The 18,318-nt window shown below is 41.1% G+C and carries 18 protein-coding genes; 9 read left to right on the forward strand and 9 right to left on the reverse strand.

Going from position 1 to position 18,318, the window contains the following annotated elements; translation table 11 throughout:
• The first annotated feature begins 347 nt into the window (after positions 1–347).
• Positions 348–1,280: a cupredoxin domain-containing protein gene (locus CRG89_RS05450; protein WP_103287293.1), complete on the forward strand. Its 933-nt coding sequence runs from the start codon at positions 348–350 to the stop codon at positions 1,278–1,280.
• Between the two features lie 682 nt (positions 1,281–1,962).
• Positions 1,963–3,690 (forward strand): CTP synthase, encoded by a 1,728-nt coding sequence (locus tag CRG89_RS05455; RefSeq protein WP_103287294.1) that lies wholly within the window; start codon positions 1,963–1,965, stop codon positions 3,688–3,690.
• Positions 3,691–3,804: 114 nt separating this feature from the next.
• On the opposite strand, the gene CRG89_RS05460 is transcribed toward CRG89_RS05455, so the two are convergent.
• On the reverse strand, positions 3,805–4,818 hold the full coding sequence (locus CRG89_RS05460) for a MarR family transcriptional regulator (RefSeq protein WP_197706719.1): 1,014 nt from the start codon (positions 4,816–4,818) through the stop codon (positions 3,805–3,807).
• A 128-nt stretch (positions 4,819–4,946) separates the two neighbouring features.
• On the opposite strand from CRG89_RS05460, the gene CRG89_RS05465 reads away from it, so the two are divergent.
• Positions 4,947–5,234: a 30S ribosomal protein S26e gene (locus tag CRG89_RS05465; protein WP_103287295.1), complete on the forward strand. Its 288-nt coding sequence runs from the start codon at positions 4,947–4,949 to the stop codon at positions 5,232–5,234.
• On the opposite strand, the gene CRG89_RS05470 is transcribed toward CRG89_RS05465, so the two are convergent.
• Entirely contained in the window at positions 5,191–5,814 is a 624-nt protein-coding gene (locus tag CRG89_RS05470; RefSeq protein ID WP_197706718.1) for a CDP-alcohol phosphatidyltransferase family protein, read from the reverse strand. The genes CRG89_RS05465 and CRG89_RS05470 overlap by 44 nt on opposite strands.
• 50 nt (positions 5,815–5,864) lie before the next feature.
• On the opposite strand from CRG89_RS05470, the gene CRG89_RS05475 reads away from it, so the two are divergent.
• On the forward strand, positions 5,865–6,071 hold the full coding sequence (locus tag CRG89_RS05475) for a hypothetical protein (protein WP_103287296.1): 207 nt from the start codon (positions 5,865–5,867) through the stop codon (positions 6,069–6,071).
• Positions 6,072–6,317: 246 nt separating this feature from the next.
• Positions 6,318–6,575 (forward strand): winged helix-turn-helix domain-containing protein, encoded by a 258-nt coding sequence (locus CRG89_RS05480; protein WP_231911562.1) that lies wholly within the window; start codon positions 6,318–6,320, stop codon positions 6,573–6,575.
• Positions 6,576–6,623: 48 nt separating this feature from the next.
• Here the strand turns inward: CRG89_RS05480 and CRG89_RS05485 are convergent, their stop codons facing one another.
• The 4 genes from CRG89_RS05485 to gatC all read right to left on the reverse strand — a co-directional run bounded on the left by CRG89_RS05485 (position 6,624) and on the right by gatC (position 11,005).
• Positions 6,624–7,577: an SIS domain-containing protein gene (locus tag CRG89_RS05485; RefSeq protein ID WP_103287298.1), complete on the reverse strand. Its 954-nt coding sequence runs from the start codon at positions 7,575–7,577 to the stop codon at positions 6,624–6,626.
• A gap of 76 nt (positions 7,578–7,653) precedes the next feature.
• Positions 7,654–9,213 (reverse strand): Asp-tRNA(Asn)/Glu-tRNA(Gln) amidotransferase subunit GatB, encoded by a 1,560-nt coding sequence (gatB, locus tag CRG89_RS05490; protein ID WP_231911537.1) that lies wholly within the window; start codon positions 9,211–9,213, stop codon positions 7,654–7,656.
• Positions 9,210–10,694: an Asp-tRNA(Asn)/Glu-tRNA(Gln) amidotransferase subunit GatA gene (gatA, locus tag CRG89_RS05495; protein ID WP_103287299.1), complete on the reverse strand. Its 1,485-nt coding sequence runs from the start codon at positions 10,692–10,694 to the stop codon at positions 9,210–9,212. The genes gatB and gatA overlap by 4 nt, the downstream gene beginning before the upstream one ends.
• 35 nt (positions 10,695–10,729) lie before the next feature.
• Complete coding sequence (gatC, locus tag CRG89_RS05500; protein WP_103287300.1) at positions 10,730–11,005, reverse strand: Asp-tRNA(Asn)/Glu-tRNA(Gln) amidotransferase subunit GatC; 276 nt, start codon at positions 11,003–11,005, stop codon at positions 10,730–10,732.
• A 284-nt stretch (positions 11,006–11,289) separates the two neighbouring features.
• Between gatC and CRG89_RS05505 the strand changes: the two genes are divergently transcribed.
• Positions 11,290–12,126 carry a PD-(D/E)XK nuclease family protein gene (locus tag CRG89_RS05505; protein ID WP_103287301.1) on the forward strand — a complete coding sequence of 279 codons (837 nt, stop codon included), beginning with the start codon at positions 11,290–11,292 and terminating at the stop codon, positions 12,124–12,126.
• A 66-nt stretch (positions 12,127–12,192) separates the two neighbouring features.
• Here CRG89_RS05505 and aspS read toward each other — a convergent pair whose 3' ends face one another.
• Together aspS and CRG89_RS05515 are read right to left on the reverse strand one after the other, a co-directional pair.
• Positions 12,193–13,530, reverse strand: a complete 1,338-nt coding sequence (gene aspS / locus CRG89_RS05510) for an aspartate--tRNA(Asn) ligase (protein ID WP_103287942.1) — start codon at positions 13,528–13,530, stop codon at positions 12,193–12,195.
• A gap of 124 nt (positions 13,531–13,654) precedes the next feature.
• On the reverse strand, positions 13,655–14,614 hold the full coding sequence (locus CRG89_RS05515; protein WP_158648742.1) for an alanine--tRNA ligase: 960 nt from the start codon (positions 14,612–14,614) through the stop codon (positions 13,655–13,657).
• 831 nt (positions 14,615–15,445) lie between these two features.
• Here CRG89_RS05515 and CRG89_RS08930 point away from each other — a divergent pair.
• Both CRG89_RS08930 and CRG89_RS05520 read left to right on the forward strand, forming a co-directional pair.
• The gene (locus CRG89_RS08930) at positions 15,446–15,589 is read left to right on the forward strand and encodes a hypothetical protein (protein ID WP_168174138.1); all 144 of its coding nucleotides are present in this window, start codon (positions 15,446–15,448) and stop codon (positions 15,587–15,589) included.
• 91 nt (positions 15,590–15,680) lie between these two features.
• The gene (locus CRG89_RS05520; protein WP_103287943.1) at positions 15,681–16,739 is read left to right on the forward strand and encodes a DUF1297 domain-containing protein; all 1,059 of its coding nucleotides are present in this window, start codon (positions 15,681–15,683) and stop codon (positions 16,737–16,739) included.
• Positions 16,740–16,780: 41 nt separating this feature from the next.
• Here CRG89_RS05520 and CRG89_RS08770 read toward each other — a convergent pair whose 3' ends face one another.
• Positions 16,781–16,939: a hypothetical protein gene (locus CRG89_RS08770; protein WP_158648743.1), complete on the reverse strand. Its 159-nt coding sequence runs from the start codon at positions 16,937–16,939 to the stop codon at positions 16,781–16,783.
• Positions 16,940–17,174: 235 nt separating this feature from the next.
• Between CRG89_RS08770 and CRG89_RS05525 the strand changes: the two genes are divergently transcribed.
• On the forward strand, positions 17,175–18,317 hold the full coding sequence (locus CRG89_RS05525) for a succinate--CoA ligase subunit beta (RefSeq protein WP_197706716.1): 1,143 nt from the start codon (positions 17,175–17,177) through the stop codon (positions 18,315–18,317).
• Position 18,318: the final 1 nt, after the last annotated feature.

Below are 18,318 nucleotides of genomic sequence, written 5' to 3' on the forward strand. Positions count from 1 at the left end.
CTATAAAATACGTAATATAGATGCTAATACAGGTAACGATGAAGAATAATCCGCCAGTAAATTTAATTGGTTTACGGTGCCTGAAACTACATTCTTGAGTTAGGCAATAAAACATAAGATGTTGATTGATACCTTCTCTTCTAACCATACCCTAAGGCTTGTAAGCAAGTTATCCTTGGAAGCTCGTATAGACAGGAGAGCAAGAGTGTGTATTTAACTAATGAATTAATCACTTGGCTAGTAAGTGGGTGCAATAAAAACAAAGTATATGGGATTATGATGGTGTCTTTATACCGTTAAACAAATACGCTTATATTAAGGGTTATAGTAAAAGTTATTGTAATATTATGATACTTCCAAATATAGTAATCTACCTAGTGATAACTATAGTAACGGCAATGGTATATATTCCTGCTGTGTATGCTGATGGGGCAATAGTTGAGATACCTAGGAATGCAGGAGATCCATCATTCGATCCCCAGTTTCCCAGACCTATAGAATGGTATATACCAACTAACCTTAGGATAACTGTTGGAGATACTGTTACATGGATTAATAATGATACAGTTACTCATACTGTTACTAGCGGGAAAGGTGTCAGTAGATACGAAGGTATAACTGGCAAGTTAGGCGTAGCAGATGGAAAGTTCGATAGCGGATTAATAGAGAGAGGTGAGAGATGGTCATATAAATTCGATGAACCTGGTACATTCACATACTTCTGTACCATCCATCCATGGATGATAGGGTCTGTAGTAGTTGAGCAGCGCATACCTGACTATCCTCACGATGCTAACGGTAACAGGCTTACACTGCCTGTAATGACCATAACATCAGATAGGAAGTACCATGTTGGTGTAGCATGGGCACCTCCTGTTATAAAGACAGGGGAGAGTATAGCATTCATAAACGACTTTTTTGATGTTAGTGGTACAATAAAGCAGCATCTACTCAAATACTATTTTGTACTGTATCAGAATGGAAAGGAGATATATAGATCCCTTGGGTACTCTGAGAGAGGTAGCGATGTAAAATACTTTGTATTCTCTGAACCTGGACCAATAATTATAAGGTTTGAGGAGATAGGAGGTAGCCCTGATAACAATGCAGAGTTCAGCACCATAGTTTATGCTAACGATGATGATAGTACTATTGCCTTTACAAGTACTATATCTACAGCCAAGATTGATACAGTTATAATTCACATGATAACATATGCAGGTATAACTGGTCTGGTAGTTAGTGCAGGAGTAATATATTGGTGGTTTAGAAGAAGATAATCTACTACATAGATTGACTGTTAAATTACTAATATGCTAGATTGTGCTTTGTTTATAACTCCTGGATAGTCATCTATTAACGTTAGACAGCGTTATAAACCATATTAAATTTATGATGCATACTCTATGCTTATATTCGCATCTCATGCACATTTCATTCGTAGTTGTAACAAAGCACCATCTTTGACTCCATGAATGATTAAAGATAAAAAATATGTTATGCCTAATTCATAGCCTATATCTATATTGAAACCCTCTCGCCAAGGTAGATTTTTGGCTATGCCAAACTCATTCACGAGCCTACTTATTATGCTCATTCTTTTCCATTCCAGAAGGGCAGTTCGATATTCACATAAAGTATGTTCTTATAAATTTTGATATATAGCATATATGTTGAAGCCCCTCCTTCTTTTGGTAGTACCATATGATAGAATGTTATATCTTCTATTCTTCTTGCATCTGCTTTACTAGTGATTATAATGTTGAGCGCATCAATGTACGAAAAATCTTTCTATATAATATATGGACTAGATTCTATAATTATCATAATTATATATCAATTCTAGATGTTACTTGTTGTATATATTATTACTATACAACTCTGGATGATCCATAGATAACTACTGCAATAGTAAAAATGCCTAACAAAAACGGTTAAAAATGGTTTCAGGAGTGGAACCTTATGCTGGATAAAAGATCTGCAATAGATAATAACACCACTATAGACATTACTAACAAGAAGAGCAAGTACATATTCGTTACAGGCGGAGTCATGTCTGGCCTAGGCAAGGGTGTTGTTACAGCATCCATAGCAAAACTCCTCCAACTATACAACCTGAAGGTATCATGCATGAAGATAGACCCTTACCTTAACGTTGATGCTGGAACCATGAACCCAATGATACATGGAGAGGTATTTGTAACAGATGATGGAGGGGAGTGCGATATGGATATTGGGGCATATGAGCGCTTCCTAGACATGAACCTAAGCAGGGAGCATAACATAACAACAGGCAAGGTATACTCTACAGTAATAGAGAGGGAGAGGAAGGGTGAGTACCTTGGGCAGTGTGTACAGATAATACCCCATGTTACAGATGAGATAAAGTCTAGGATAAGGGGTTTAGCAGCAAAGCATGACCTTGATGTACTTGTGGTTGAGTGTGGAGGTACAGTAGGGGATATAGAGAGTTTACCATTCCTTGAGGCTATGAGGCAGATAAGGCTTGAGGAGGGTTCAGAGAACGTGCTCTTTGTGCATGTCACACTTGCACCATTGCTTGATGTTGTTGGGGAAGTGAAGACGAAGCCAACGCAGCATAGCGTACAGGAGTTGAGGAGGATAGGGATACAGCCAGATATAATAGCAGTGAGGAGTAAGGTTATGTTAGATTCAAGTATAAAGAGCAAGATAGCCTTATTTGCAAACGTTAGCATGCATGATGTTGTATCATGCCATGATGTTGACTCTATATATGAGGTACCTGAAGTACTCCATCAACAGGGTATAGTTGAGAGGATCAAGGATAGGTTGAGGCTTAACATAGATGCTCATAAGTTCAGTTGGGGCTCATGGAGGCATGTTATCGACTCATACAGGAATCTAAATGATGAGGTAAGGATAGCCATGGTAGGCAAGTATGTAAAATTGGCTGATAGTTATGTTAGCGTTAACCAAGCGCTAAGCCATGCTGGTGCAATGCTAGGCTATAAGGTAAAGATAGACCATATAGATGCTGAGTTGTTCGAGCAGGATAGCAAGAGTATAAGCATGTTGGATGATTACTCTGGCATCCTTGTGCCTGGAGGGTTTGGGAAGAGGGGGAGTGAAGGCATAATAAGAACTGCAGATTATGCAAGGCTTAAGGATATACCTTACCTTGGCATATGCTTCGGCTTCCAACTTGCTATAGTTGCATTTGCAAGGAGTGTATGCATGCTAGATGGTGCAAACTCTACAGAGTTGGATGAACATGCAAGGCATCCAGTAGTCCATCTCCTTCCAGAGCAGAGGGATGTAGTTAACCTTGGAGGTACGATGAGGCTAGGACTGCATGAGATAGAGGTTAAGGATGATACCTTAGCATACAGGATATACAAGAGCAATAAGATATGGAAGAGGCATAGGCATAGATACGAACTCAACACCGAGTACAAGGATATACTTGAGAAGCATGGCATGGTCTTCTCTGGCTGGAGTGATGGTGCAAGGAGGATGGAGATGCTAGAGTTGCCAGATAAGAGGTTCTACTTTGCTGTTCAGTACCATGCAGAGTTCACAAGTAGACCAGGAAGACCAGAGGAGGCATTCCTAGCATTTGTTGATGCTGCTGTAAAGTATAAGAGAGGAGATCAGCCTGATAGCGTATCCAAGCCTAAACAGAGGGTGAGAGTAAGAAAGAGCAAGTAAGTAGAGAATTAAGAAGAAGGAGAAGGAAGAGAGTTGATGGGAAGGAGAGGAGGAAGGAAGGCAGGATGTAAGATATAGATGGAAGGTAGATGATATAGGATGATAATGCCGTGTTTATACCCTCAACTCATATATCTTCTGCCTCGCATCTCTAAGCGATGCTCTCCTCCTAACATAACCCTTCTGGATGAGATGGTTCAATGCTAATCTTAGCGTCCTTGCTGGGAGCATGGTCCTTGCTATAAGGTCTCTCTGGCTCATTGGTCCTTCATACTCTAGCGTCTTGAGAACAAGTTTTGCACTTGGTGGCATACCAAGCATATCCTCAGCCAACTTCACCTTCTTTGCTAGAAGGGATGCTGGAGTATAACCTTCAAGCCTAACAAACCTTGCAGGGTAAGGATACTTGTAGCAGTTCAGTGCCCTCCTTATTGTAACCCTCCTACCCCCATCAAGTATAACCTCACACCTATACCTGCTTATTATATCACTAACCTCTATCTCAACATCATCATTAACTATTAAAGGTCTCCTAGTCACGTCCATAGAGTTCACTGGCACTATCAAGAATACCCTAGCACTCCTAAGCACCATAGGCCCTCCTGCTGACATGCTGTATGCTGTTGAGCCTATTGGTGTTGAGATTATCACACCATCGCTCTTATCATGCCATACATCATCTCCATTTATCCTTAGCCTATACTCCATAAGGGTAGCGCTCTTTGATGGGAAGAGTGCAACATCGTTGAGCACTGGTTCCATCTCCATCCCATCTACCCTAACTGCTAACCTTGTAACCTCCTCAACCCTATATCTGTTTGATGAGATCATGCCCATAACCTTTGCAATATCCCTTACATCAACCTGTGCAAGGAAGCCAGTAGAGTCCTCCTCGTATATGCCCAATACTGGAGGAGAGTCAACTGCAAGTTTGTGGAAGTACTGGAGTATACCTTTATCCCCTCCCATCACAAGCACTAGATCAGAGTCTATTGAGCATCTTGACTGCTCTATATTGCTGAGGATATCAACCTTAACATTCATGCTACTCAAGGTGTTAAGTATACTCTGTAGCATACCATCACCTTCACCCTTCTGCTGCTCAAATGCTACAAGTGATACATGCATATCCTTAGAGTATGCTATAGAGGGATTTAAACCAAACAAACAATAAACAAACAAGTTAACTAGTGCAAAGGGAGGAGAAGAGAGGAGAACATAACACTTAAAGCATGATACGATGCATATCAAGCCCTATGACAAAGAAGAGGAGTAATAGAGGTAGATCGAAGGGAGGGAAGGGGCACTCAAGCCTTGTACAATGCACAAACTGTGGAAGATGGGTGCCTAGGGATAAGGTTAAGAAGGTAACATCAAGGTTGAGCCTTGTTGATCCATCACTTGCAAAGGAGTTGAGGGCAAGCGGGGCATACATAGCAAGCCCTACAGTTATAAAGTACTATTGTGTCTCATGTGCTGTCTACTATGGTGTTGTTAAGGTCAGGGCTGAGGATGAGAGGAAGAGCCCTGAGCCATTGCGTTAAGTACTGCTAATACTCTATGGATGAACGTTATGGCAGCAAGTACAACTATTATGATGAGCCCATACTGCATAAGTTCCATTGATATGATTATGCTTGCTATGCTGAATGTTGATAGCAATAGTAGCCTCTCAGCCCTCTCCCCTACTCCTATGCCCTTCAACTCAACCCCTACCCCTTCTGCCCTTGCCCTTGCATAACTTACTAGCAGTGAGAGTGCCAATGCAAGTATAACAAGTGCTGGGTTAACCTTGCTGCTTAGCACTATCCCTGTGTATATTGCAACCTCTGCTACCCTATCAAGTGTTGAGTCTAGGAATGCACCTGCCCTAGAGACCCTGCCTGTAACCCTAGCAACGCTACCATCAACTATATCGAAGAAGCCAGATATAAGTAGCACTATCCCAGCGTAGAGATAAGCATACTCTAGCATTGATTGTAATGCGTAAAGGAAGCCTGCAAGTACTGCTAATGCAAATCCTATAAGTGTCAATGCATTAGGTGAGAGCCCAGTTGCTGCAAACCCCACTCCTATTCTATTCATCATAGGCTCTATATCCTTCCTTATCTTGTTCAGCAACATGATTGCTATACAGAGAGTATATTTATAGGCTAGTGCTCATACCTAATTGTATGGGTAAGGTTGGCAAGGGTGTAAGATGTAGTGTTGTAGAGTGTAGCAACAACGCTGTAAGATCACTTGATGCTGGTAAGGTTAGGGGTTCAGGGCTTGATGTTAGTGAAGGGAAGAGGGTTTACCTATGCGAGGAGCACTACAAGCAGTGGAAGAAGGTATTCAAACAGAGCAAGAGCGATGATATAAGTATAAGGTACAAGTGAAGATGATGTAACTACATAGGGCTACTCTTATCAAGTTGTATTCATCAACTGTAGTTAATATTATAATGAATATAACATACCTGATAAAGAGTTATAATTTGATTACATCTTGGTTATAAAATATAAATAAACGTGGTTTATACATGTGGTATAACCGCAATAATATTATAAATTATAGGATATAATATATTGATATGATAGCCTCAAAAAAAAAATAAGCGGGATGAGCTGAGACTTCTAAATGATATACTCTCAGTACTCCTAGATGAAGGGGAAGCAAGCAAGATAACCATACTCCATAAGGCAAATCTGGACTCTAGGCTTCTCAACAAGTACCTTAACCTACTGAATGATACAGGGCTTATAGAGTTGGAGAATAGAAAGGGGAAAATAAGCATAAGGATAACAGACAAGGGTACAAGGTTCATAGTACTCTACAAGGAGTTGAGACGCATGATAAACGCTAAGCATAGTAGTAGCAGTAATACAAAACCAGCTCTTTAAATTAAATATTATTTACTAGTTAATTAGTTTAGCCTAGAGCCAGATCAATTAATATATCAGGGAACTGCTTAGCCCAAGTAGTCTATGGTTTACGAATGCACATTCTCTAAGCCCTAATCTCTTTGCATTGTTTAATACAGTAATCTGTAGCAAGAACGTATAATAGAGCAGTCTGCTTAAGGTCTCATCCTCATACCTTCCATTGCATCTATCCTCATTATTACAATACTCTAGCAGTGTAGCATCTATACCATTACTCCTCAACCCATCTGCCAGCATCCTAGCCTTCTCTTCAGATGAGAGTATTAACACTTTATCCCCTTCCTTTAGGGAGAATACCTCCATATGGCAGAACTGCTCCAACCTACAATATGATGCCCTCGCTCCTAGCACCTCATACAACTTTGCTGAGCCATACACTGCTAGAGGGTATGTTAATACATCTCCAACTATGTAGTTGTGTTCAGCAAGCACGATACCCCCTGCATCATCACTAGCCTTTGAAAATACATCCTTAACATCTACACTTACATCATCCATGTTAACTGCAAGTGATGCAGATGCTACAAGGCTTGCAGTAAACCCTATGCTACCTGCAGTAAGCATACCTGTACGTTTGAATCTAATGAGGATGGTAGAGTCTGCACCTCTAGCCAACTTACTCTCAGCATTTGCTGTGATTGCAACAACCTTCATGCCATGCCTATGTGCCCTATCCATGGCATCAAGCACAGCTCTTGTAGAGCCAGAGACAGATACTATGTAGAGTATCCTCCTAGATGCTATCATACTTAATAGTTCAAAAGGATCTATGCATTGAATCCTGAATCCTGATAGCCTCTCAGCCAGCATTACAGCAGCAAATGAGTCACCACTCCCAGTTATCAGTGTATTTAACTGCTCCTCCTTGCTCAACCATCTACTCTTCATCTCCTGCATAAGCATAGGAATATCCTCTACCTGATACGATACCTCCTGCTCATACGCATCCAGCGTACTCATAAAAGATCAACACAACTAACATAATCTATCTTTTTCTTCCTTCCTTCATTCATTTCTACCTATAATTAATATTAATTCATTGGTTTGATCTGAGATTTACTATCCTCTCCTTTAATATGCTTAATACCAACTTTGGATCTGCTCTACCCTTGCTGTACTTCATAACCTTGCCTAGCAGGTAGTTGAGTGTCTTCTCATTGCTTATAGCATCCATGACAGCCTTCCTCTCCTCCTCCATGACCCTATCCACTATACCTGCTAACTCATCCCTGTTGCTAAGCATATCAACATCATCCATACCCTGTATTATTGTGGATGGTAGCATCCCTGTAGAGATCATCTTCTGCATTATCTGCTTTGCCATAGTCCTATTTATCTTGCCAGAGTCAACAAGTACTGCAAGTTCTGCTATATGCTTTGGGGTAATCCTTGTAAGGATTCCAGCATAGTTAACGTTACTGCTGTTATCACTACCATCACTACTCTTTCTACTACTATTATTATTATTGCTACCATCATTACTACTATTGCTACCACCATACCTCTCCAGATAGCCTTTAAGATCAGTAACTATCCAGTTTGCTATAGATCTAGCATTACCATAGTACTTGATACTCTCCTCGAATAGATCTGCAATATACTTCTCACCAACCAGTATCTTAGCAGTATCCCTTGCTAGAGCATATACCCTTACAAACCTCTCAATCCTTGCATGGGGTAACTCTGGCATCCCTGCTCTTATAGCATCTAGATCACTACTGCTCAAGACCATGCTTGGTATATCTGGCTCTGGGAAGTATCTATAATCCTCTTCCTCCTCCTTTACCCTAGCCTGTACAGTTATCCTCCTAGCATCATCCCAATGCCTAGTCTCACTCCTCACCTCTATACCTCTAGCAGTAAGGCTCCTCTGCCTTGCTATCTCAAATGCTATTGCCCTCTCAACATCCCTGAACGAGTTGATGTTCTTTATCTCAACCCTTGCATGCCCTCCTATGGATACATTTGCATCACACCTAACAGCACCATCAAGAGCAGGGTTACATATGCCTAGATGCTCAAGTATCGATGCTAGCCTGTTTAGGAAGAGCCTAACCTCGTTTGGTGCATTGAAGTCTGGCTCAGTAACTATCTCTACAAGTGCTACACCAGCCCTATTGTAATCAACAAGGGCATAGTTTGATGTACCTATGCTACCATCGTAAACAAGCCTTCCAGGGTCCTCTTCAAGTTGGATCCTCCTTATCCTTATCACTTTACCTATGCCATCACTACTACTAGGATCATCCAACTCCATGTAGCCATCAGCACCAACACTAGCCTGCTCATATGCATTGTACTGGGTTATCTGGAAGTTCTTTGGAAGATCAGGGTAGAAGTAGTTCTTCCTGTAGAATGCTATCCTGCTTGCTATCTTACAGTTTAATGCAAATGCAAGCATCACAGCATACTCTACAGCCCTTCTGTTGAGTAATGGGAGTGTACCAGGCATACCAAGGCATATAGGGCATACATTAACGTTAGGCTCCTTACCTCTATAATCTGCTGGACATGGGCAGAAGAGTTTGCTCTTCAAAGCAGTCAACTGGCAGTGTATCTCAAGCCCTATCATTACCTTATCTGCAGATTGGGTCATAGCACACACCTCTTAACCTTGCTCCCTCTAACATGCTCTAGCAAGTATGCTATCCTTAATAACGTTGCCTCATCTAGATGCTTTGCCATGAACTGTATACCTATTGGCAGTCCATTATGCATGCTATAGGGTATGGAGAGTGCTGGTATCCCAGCCAAGTTTGCTATAACAGTGCATATATCTATTGTGTATAACCTCAAGGGATCAGATATCCTCTCCCCTATCCTTGGAGGGAGTACTGGCATCGTTGGTGTAATTATAGCATTGTAAGATCTGAGTACATGCATTATCTCATCCCTTATTATTGCTCTAGCCTTCTGTGCCTTCATGTAGTACCTTCCATAGTAGCCAGAGGAGAGCACATAAGTACCAAGCATGATCCTCCTCTTCACCTCGCTACCAAAGTTGCTCCTTATGGTTGAGTAGAACTCATTCCATGCAATCCCATCTGGCTGTACTGTATAACCATACCTTATACCATCGTATCTTGCAAGGTTACTGCTCGCCTCTGCCATTGCTATTGTGTAGTATGATGCAAGTGCATACTTCAACGATGGTATGGACACCTCTTCCACTATAGCATCTAGTTGCTCAACGCTTGCTATAGCATCAAGCATGCTATCCCTTATAGGTTCATCAATAGCATTGCTCTCCATTATCTCCCTTATTGTAGCAAACCTCATGCCCTTGAGGCTAGTAGAGTTAATGGATTCAAGATCTATGGTAGTGGCATCAATGCTTGTATGATCATTCTGTATATCAGCCCCAACAACAGCATTAAGCATCAATGCTAGATCAACTGCTGATCTTGCCATCAACCCTATACACTCTAGACTGTTAGCATATGAGATGAGCCCGTATCTACTCAATAACCCATAAGTTGGCTTTAAGCCATAGATGGAGCAGAAGGATGCTGGACATCTTACAGATCCTCCAGTATCTGAGCCCAACGCTATACTTGCCATGCATGATGCAAGCGATGCAGCACTACCCCCAGAGGAGCCTCCCGCAACCCTATCCTCATCCCATGGGTTGTGTGTTACACCAAACGCACTGAACTCTGTTGTTGAGCCCATACCAAACTCATCCATATTTGTCTTGCCTATCACTATTGCTCCAGCATCCTTGAGCCTCTTCACAACAGTAGCATCATATACTGGCACGTAATCCTCAAGCATCCTAGAGGCGCATGTAGTCCTTATCCCTTCTGTTGATATGTTATCCTTGACTGCAAGAGGCACACCAAGTAGGTTTCCATTGCCATAACCACTCCCATTACTGCTACTCTTAACCATCTTATCCACCATCCTAGCCTCATCCAATGCGTGATGGTTAATGGTTATGTATGCATTGATCCTCTCATCCATGCTTTCTATCCTCTCAAGCATGCTTGCAATGTAATCCTCTACGCTTATTGATCCACTCTTAACCTCTTCCACAAGTTCATATGCATTTAATGCAAGTTTACTACTACTAACCATAGAGATCTACCTGATATTATATACATACTCTCATCTCATCCCATCTTTGGTGCCTTTATGAACCTATCCTTCACATTCTTTGCATTACTTAACACATCGCCAAGGAATACAAGTGCTACATCATCCCTCATCTCCTTATAATCCCTGCTAATCTTGTATGGCTCTACATCACTACTTATGTCAAGTTCATCAAGCATGTTGAAGTACTCTATTATCTCATTTATCTGCTCAGCATACAGCCTTAACTCCTCATCCTTCACACCTATCCTTGCTAGGTATGCTAGATGCTTAACCTCCTCAACACTAACCATGCTATACCATCTCTGCGATCATTGTATATATAAACCATCAAGGCTTAACTGCATAAACATTCTTCTTATACCTTCATCTCTAATCAGGCATGATAAGTGTGCTGATGGTTGATGCTACTACTAGTAATATGTATACAAATTGAATTAGCAGAAGGAGATTTGATTGATATAAGATGCTTGATGATTAGAGTTTGATAAACTATGCAAGTTATGCACGTTGAGCATTCATATCCACATCATGCTCCACTGCTTAGCCTTATATACATCCCAAGCATACTTACATTATGCATAGCAGTAAGGAAGAGTTGAAGAAGGTATTGCTTAACCTACTACTTGAAGATGTAGAATTTAGGCATGCAGTAGCAGGGGCTATAGGCTACAAGGAGATACTGGATAGGATTGCTAAGGTTGATGAGGATATGAATAAGAGGTTCTTGGAGATGGAGGAGAAGATGAATAAGAGGTTCTTGGAGATGGAGGAGAAGATGAATAAGAGGTTCTTGGAGATGGAGGAGAGGGTAAATGCTAGGTTCTTGAAGGTAGAGGAGGATATCAAAGAACTAAGGAAGGATCTAAACGATCTAAGGAGGGATATGCAGGAAGGGTTCAAGAGGCATGATGAAGAGTTTGCTAAGGTATGGAAGAGCATTGAAGATCTAAGGAGGGATATGCAGGAAGGGTTCAAGAGGCATGATAGACTTATCCAAGAGTTGAGTATAAGCATAGGCTCTCTAGGGAGAAGGACAGGCAAGGATATGGAGAGGTTGATCCTCAACATCTATAGAGATCAACTTATGCAACTAGGCATAGATAAGGATAAGGCTAGGAGGTTTGAGTACATTGATAAGGAAGGGTTGTATGGCTTGAAGGGTAAGCGTTATGAGTTTGATATAATAGTTAGCAATAGCCATGCTGATATACTAGAGATTAAGAACAGGGTTGCAGAGGATGATGTTGTAACATTCTATGAGAAGGTTAACAGTATAAAACCTGTGATAGAACGTGAGTATGGAAGTATTAAGAGATTAGTAACGGTCTCTATCCACATAGATAGGGAGGCTCTTACTAAGGCTAAGGAGTTGGGTATAGAATGCATATATGGGTATATGGTTAGAGGTTGAAGTCATTACTTACTTGCTTGCTCTTGCTTTATGCTTTGCTTATACATACAAATTATGCATAGATTATCATGGCACAAGCCTGTCTATATCCCTAGGATAGAATGTTGCATCCCTTATATTCTCCAACCCAGTTACTGTCATCAGTAACCTCTCCAATCCTAACCCAAAACCTGCATGGGGAGGCATACCATAATCGAATACTATAAGGTGATGGGCGAATGACTCTGGCTTAAGACCTTGCATCTTGAGCCTCTCCATGAGTTCATCCTTCCTATTTATCCTTGTACTTCCAGATGATATCTCCAGATCCCCATGCATAAGATCGAATGACTCACTCAAGGCAGTACTACCGTCATCCTTGGTCTTGGTATAGAATGGCCTCATCCTTGCTGGCCAATCAACTATGAAGTAGTAGCCCTTTAACATACTTGAAAGTGCCTTGAGATGCTCAGCAGCAAAGTCATCCCCCCACTCTATCCTTATCCCTTCACCTTTGAGTATGTCTATGAGTTGAGAGTATCTGTACCTTGGAAATGGTGTACTAGGCTTGATTGGAGTTGTACCAAGTATACTAAACTCATCCTTACACTTATCAACAACATAGCCTATAGCATGTGAGATCATCTCCTCAAGTATACCCATTACATCCTCATAGTTAACGAATGCATGTTCAACATCAATAGATATAGCCTCTGCAAGGTGCCTATTGGTTCTTGATGGCTCTGCCCTGAATATTGGAGCGATCTCATAAACCTTCTCAAATGCTAGGGTTAACTGCTCCTTGTAGAGCTGTGGGCTCTGAGCAAGGAACGCTTCCCTATCGAAGTAGAAGATGGGGAAGAGTGCTGCCCCTCCCTCTGATGCTGTTGATATCATCTTTGGAGTGCTGACCTCTATGAAACCTCTCTCATCAAGGAAGGATCTTATGGCTTTGAGTAGGTTATGCCTTATCCTAAATACAGCCCTTAGATAGTGCCTCCTAAGGTCTACAGCCCTTATATCCAATCTTACATCTAATGGGATGTTCTTACTGTATACTGAGAATGGAGGTACACTCCTTGCAAGAGAGAGTATCTTCATCTCCTTTGGTACTACCTCAACTCCCTTTGGTGCATTCTTCATGCTCCTTACTATACCCTTGACTGCTATTGATGAGTGCTCCTTAAGCATCCTTGCCTTTGAGAATAGTGCTTGTGTTGTTGCACCATCAGAACCTTCAGCATTCCTCTTGAAGACTATCTGTACCTCTCCATCCTTATCTGCTAGCATAACGAAGAGTATATTGCCATGGTCCCTTATACTTGCTACATAGCCCATTAGGGTAACCTCTCTACCATCCATACCATGCAGTTCAGATGAGTAGTGTGATCTCCTCCAATCCCCTAGATCATCCTCAAGGCTCATGCTAGCAAAGAGCATGTAATACAAATTTAAGTTTAATGAGTTGTTCTGGATAGTTGCAGTTATAGTAATGGTGGTATATGCAGCAACAGCAGCATCATAACCTCCTACAGCTTATTAACGTCAATCAACTAGCAAGAAGTTGCTCTATCAACCCCATAACCTCCTGCTTGATCTTGTGATCAACATCTACACCAAGGCTAGTTATGATATAGCCAGTAGCAAACTCTGCCTTGCCACCTCCCTTTCCTCCATATCTAGCAATAATAGCCTTGAGCAAGGTATTAGAATCTAGCCTTGGATCATTGCTTGCTATTACAACATTCGATCTATCCCTCTTCCTATTAAGGAAGATTATCAGTTTATTATCTGTACCATCCTTCACCATCGTGCTTGCCTTCTTGATCAATATATCATCATCAAGCATATTGAAAGAGCCATAGTAGAGGTTCAATTCTCTAACCCTTACTGCAGATAATGCACTGACTGCATCATCGGTAACACTCCTTATGCTGGTCCTTAGCATACTCAACTCCTCAAGAATATTACTCAATGTAGCCTCTAATGTATTCATGTTCGCTCTTAGCATCATTGCTATATCTGCTAGCCTTTTTACAGATTCTATTGCGTAACGCTTAGCCTTATCTCCAACAAGGTACTCAACCTTGCTGATATCCCTCTCCCTTGATATGCTCTTAACTATGAAGAATTCACACTCTCTTGTGTTGCTAACATGCTCCTTGATACATGCAGAATGGTCATATCCATCTATCTCTACTACTCTAACGTTACCAGTGATCCTTACTTCATACGCTCTAACATCTGGGAATCTCCTCCTTGCCTCATCTAGAGAAGGGAACGTATGCTCTCTAACCGTTCTCCCTTCCTCTATAGTTCTGTTCACTATAATCATAGCCTGATATACCTCATCCATACTCAACTCTTTACATCTTATGTAAACCCTGTTTACATCATCTGTATGCTCAACCTTCAGAACCTGGATGCTCTCAGGACCTAGCAGATTCTGCAATGCTCTAGCAAATATATGCTCTGCTGTATGTGCTCTAGCATCATGATACCTTTCCATGAGTCTACTACAGCATAGGCTTTTTAATTTGTATTGAATCATGTTAGTTATGATACTATAATAAGTGTTAACCTGAACTTGTACACCTTACCATCATTACCGAGTTACGATACTACTAAAGTGTTAGCCAAGTACGTGAATATATTACGAATGAGCCACTAGGATATGATAATCTAGCGTATGCTGTATTAGATCAGCACGATTATGAAAGATAAAAGAGTAGAGTACAGCAGTATGGCTATATATAGATGGATAGCAGAAGTAGAGTCAACATTCTCTTCCTTAGAGTATGTTTGATGGTGAGCATGTTATGGCAAAGAAAGAAGTATATATTAAAGGTTAAGGAGTTTTGTATGAACACTAAAAGTATCATTATTATACAACCTACTTAACATACAGTAGATAAGCAAAGAAGGTAGTAGTTAAGGTAAGATGGATATCATCTATAATTAACCAAGAAGGTAGTTATGCGATAGAGCAGTTACATCATTCAAATTAGCAAGAATAAACCTATAGCAATTCAGATCAAATCACTCAGCAGATCCTGATATTTGAATTGGTATTTGTGAGCTAGTAGCCCCTAATAAGACTTGATTTAAAGTCTGTTATACATGGATCATGTATTGATATATCGCACTCTCTTCCGCATATGTGTTGATGCTATAATGAATAATAAGGGAGTTAGTTTGTATTCTAAGAATCATTAATTGATGAGGATATATGATATAGTAAATAAGGTAGATTTTATTTTAGCGTATCAAGGTGGAAGGTAGATATTGAAAAAGGATAGCAAGGAGGTAGATTTTTATTTTAGCGTATCAACCCTTAACTATGCCAAAGCGCACCATGCCTATATGCTTTACAAGGGAGCAGGTTAAGTTACTGGAGGAGTATGCAAAGAGCAAAGGTATGCTCAACCTCAGTCAAGCTGTAGAAGAGATAATAGAGAAGATAGAAGTAGTAGTAGAGAAGTAACGATGACATATACACAGGTGTTGAGACTAATTTCTTTCCTCCCTTCTCCAAATCCATATATTAATTAATGGTAGTACACAACTCCCCTATGATGAATGCTATAGGAACTCTAGGCTCACACTGTGCACTACAGGTACTCAGGGGCGCAAAGGATGAAGGCTTCAAGACTATACTTGTGTGTGAGAGGAGGAGGGAAGGACTATACAGGAGGTTCAGGTTCATTGACAGACTTCTGCTGGTTGAGGATTACAGGTTCGAGCATTCATTCAGCGAGAGCGTACAGAATGAGTTGCATGATAACAACTGTATACTTGTACCCCATGGAACATACATATCAAGCATGAGTATAGAGGAGATAGAGAGTATAAGGATACCATTCTTCGGCAACAGGTGGATACTCAGATGGGAGGCTGATAGAGCGTTGAAGGAGAGGCTCATGCTTGAAGCAAGGTTGAATGTTCCTAAGAGCATCAGCATAGATGAACTTAATGGAAGTAGTGATGGGAGTAAAGAAGCAAGACTAGTTATAGCAAAGCTTCATGGTGCTGCTGGTGGCAAGGGCTACTTCCTTGCATGGGATAGGGAGAGCTTCATGACCCAGTACAACAAGCTTCTAAGCAAGGGCATGGTTAAGAGCATTGATGATCTATACATACAAGAGTATGTGCTTGGTGTGCCAGTGTACCTTCAGTACTTCTACTCACCATTGAACAGGGAGGTTGAGTTGCTAGGCATAGATAGGAGGTATGAGTCCAATGTTGATGCTATAGGAAGGATACCAGCATTACAGCAGGAGAGTTCAGGGGTACATGAAGTATCATACAATGTAATAGGCAACAGTCCATTGGTGCTTAGAGAATCACTTCTGGATGAAGTGTACAGGATGGGCGAGAGGTTTGTATCTGCTGCTGAGCGCCTAGTCAAGCGTGGCATGATAGGTCCATTCTGCATAGAAGGTGTGTATGATCAGGATGGGAGGTTCATAGCATTTGAGTTCTCTGCAAGGATAGTTGCTGGCACAAACCTGTATGTTAATGGCTCACCATACTCATACCTGCTCTACGATGAGCCAATGAGCATGGGTAGGAGGATAGCAAGGGAGGTTAGGATTGCTATAGATAGCAATGAACTGGATAAGGTTGTAACCTAGCCTAACCAACCTCTTCTCCCTTATTTCCTCTCCTCCTTCCTTCACCTTAGAAGCAAAAATACCATTATAAGTATGAGTATGGTAGACGCAAATGGTAGTAGTAAGAGCAACTTTGCAAGTCTCTCTATCCTTGCAAGCCTCTCATACTCTTTCCTGATGCCCCAGTAGGTGTATACATCCTCATCCTTCATTTCATGCATGTACTATACACATGATACTAACTTATTAAGTTTCCCTTATAAGGTGAAAATTGTACATTTTGTAGATCCAAAAGAATTGATTGATACTCTTACCATTAAAGGTATATCATTGCATGGTACCATCCAGCTCCATATGCTATATTGCAATGTATCAAGACCATCGGGGGAGTGGGAGATGTAGGATATACTCATCTTACTCCATACTAATGAAACTTTTATATTCTAGATGGATTGAATGGTGTACGTGCGCTTACTTGAGTATCAGGCAAAGATGCTCTTCAAGGATTATGGTATCCCTGTACCTAGAGGTTATCTAGCAACCAATCTTGAGGAGGCTAGACAATATGCTAGAGAACTAGGCTTCCCATTGGTTCTCAAGGCACAGGTTAGGGTTGGAGGGAGGGGCAAGGCTGGAGTGGTTAAGATCTGCAGGGATCCAAATTCATTTGATGATGTATTCAAGGAGATGATGGGCAAGAGTGTGCAAGGAGAGGTTGTGAAGAGCATACTCCTTGAGGAGTTCATGCCACACAACAAGGAACTCTACCTCTCCATATTCCTTGATAGGAGTAAGAGATCTTATGCAATAATAGCATCCCCAGAGGGTGGTGTTGAGATAGAGAGTGTTAGCAACAAGGTTGTTCATACGCTTGATATAGATGATAGCAATAATAATAGTAGTCTGCTCCATGATATAGCAGCATACATGGGCTTCAATGAGGATGGCAATGCGTTGGTTGATATAGCAAGTAGGTTGATTAAGCTTGTTGATGAGAAGGAGGCTGAACTGGCAGAGATAAACCCCATGGCTGTAAGGGATGATGGTAGCATAATTGCTTTAGATGCAAAGGTAATAGTTGATGATAATGCACTCTTCAGGCATGAGGAGTTGAGGGTATTTGAGGAGCAGAGTATAGAGGTTGAGGCTAGGAGGAGTGGATTCTCACTAGTTGAGTTGGATGGCAATATAGCAGTTGTAGGTAATGGTGCTGGTCTTGTCATGTCAACCATTGATATGCTTAGTGATGCAGATGGGAGAGCAGCATGCTTCCTAGATGTTGGTGGTAGTGCAACACTTGAGAATATATACAAGGCATTAACCCTTGTGAGTAGGTTGAGCAGTGTCAAGGCAATCCTTGTGAACCTGTACGGTGGGATAGTAGATACAAGTATAGTTGCAAAGGCTATAGTGAGTGCTTATAAGGATAACATCATACAGGTGCCAGTATTTGCTAGAATAGCAGGTAGGAATGCTGATATAGCAAGGGATATGCTCAAAGGTACTAAAGCAGTTATGTTTGAGTCTGTTGAGGAAGCAATAGATAATGCTGTTAGAGCAGTAAAGGATGTGAATAATAACAATGCTAGAAATAGGTGAA

Origin of the sequence: Candidatus Nitrosocaldus islandicus (assembly GCF_002906215.1) — an archaeon.
Taxonomy (GTDB): Archaea; Thermoproteota; Nitrososphaeria; order Nitrososphaerales; family Nitrosocaldaceae; genus Nitrosocaldus; species Nitrosocaldus cavascurensis.

What these genes read in the sequence shown, in the direction of transcription:
- CRG89_RS05450 (WP_103287293.1), top strand. Translation starts at nt 348, where the DNA reads ATGATACTTCCAAATATAGTAATCTACCTAGTGATAACTATAGTAACG.
- CRG89_RS05455 (WP_103287294.1), top strand. Translation starts at nt 1,963, where the DNA reads ATGCTGGATAAAAGATCTGCAATAGATAATAACACCACTATAGACATT.
- CRG89_RS05460 (WP_197706719.1), bottom strand. Translation starts at nt 4,818, where the DNA reads ATGCATGTATCACTTGTAGCATTTGAGCAGCAGAAGGGTGAAGGTGAT.
- CRG89_RS05465 (WP_103287295.1), top strand. Translation starts at nt 4,947, where the DNA reads ATGACAAAGAAGAGGAGTAATAGAGGTAGATCGAAGGGAGGGAAGGGG.
- CRG89_RS05470 (WP_197706718.1), bottom strand. Translation starts at nt 5,814, where the DNA reads ATGTTGCTGAACAAGATAAGGAAGGATATAGAGCCTATGATGAATAGA.
- CRG89_RS05475 (WP_103287296.1), top strand. Translation starts at nt 5,865, where the DNA reads ATGGGTAAGGTTGGCAAGGGTGTAAGATGTAGTGTTGTAGAGTGTAGC.
- CRG89_RS05485 (WP_103287298.1), bottom strand. Translation starts at nt 7,577, where the DNA reads ATGAGTACGCTGGATGCGTATGAGCAGGAGGTATCGTATCAGGTAGAG.
- gatB (WP_231911537.1), bottom strand. Translation starts at nt 9,213, where the DNA reads ATGACCCAATCTGCAGATAAGGTAATGATAGGGCTTGAGATACACTGC.
- gatA (WP_103287299.1), bottom strand. Translation starts at nt 10,694, where the DNA reads ATGGTTAGTAGTAGTAAACTTGCATTAAATGCATATGAACTTGTGGAA.
- gatC (WP_103287300.1), bottom strand. Translation starts at nt 11,005, where the DNA reads ATGGTTAGTGTTGAGGAGGTTAAGCATCTAGCATACCTAGCAAGGATA.
- CRG89_RS05505 (WP_103287301.1), top strand. Translation starts at nt 11,290, where the DNA reads ATGCATAGCAGTAAGGAAGAGTTGAAGAAGGTATTGCTTAACCTACTA.
- aspS (WP_103287942.1), bottom strand. Translation starts at nt 13,530, where the DNA reads ATGAGCCTTGAGGATGATCTAGGGGATTGGAGGAGATCACACTACTCA.
- CRG89_RS05515 (WP_158648742.1), bottom strand. Translation starts at nt 14,614, where the DNA reads ATGGAAAGGTATCATGATGCTAGAGCACATACAGCAGAGCATATATTT.
- CRG89_RS08930 (WP_168174138.1), top strand. Translation starts at nt 15,446, where the DNA reads ATGCCAAAGCGCACCATGCCTATATGCTTTACAAGGGAGCAGGTTAAG.
- CRG89_RS05520 (WP_103287943.1), top strand. Translation starts at nt 15,681, where the DNA reads ATGAATGCTATAGGAACTCTAGGCTCACACTGTGCACTACAGGTACTC.
- CRG89_RS08770 (WP_158648743.1), bottom strand. Translation starts at nt 16,939, where the DNA reads ATGCATGAAATGAAGGATGAGGATGTATACACCTACTGGGGCATCAGG.
- CRG89_RS05525 (WP_197706716.1), top strand. Translation starts at nt 17,175, where the DNA reads ATGGTGTACGTGCGCTTACTTGAGTATCAGGCAAAGATGCTCTTCAAG.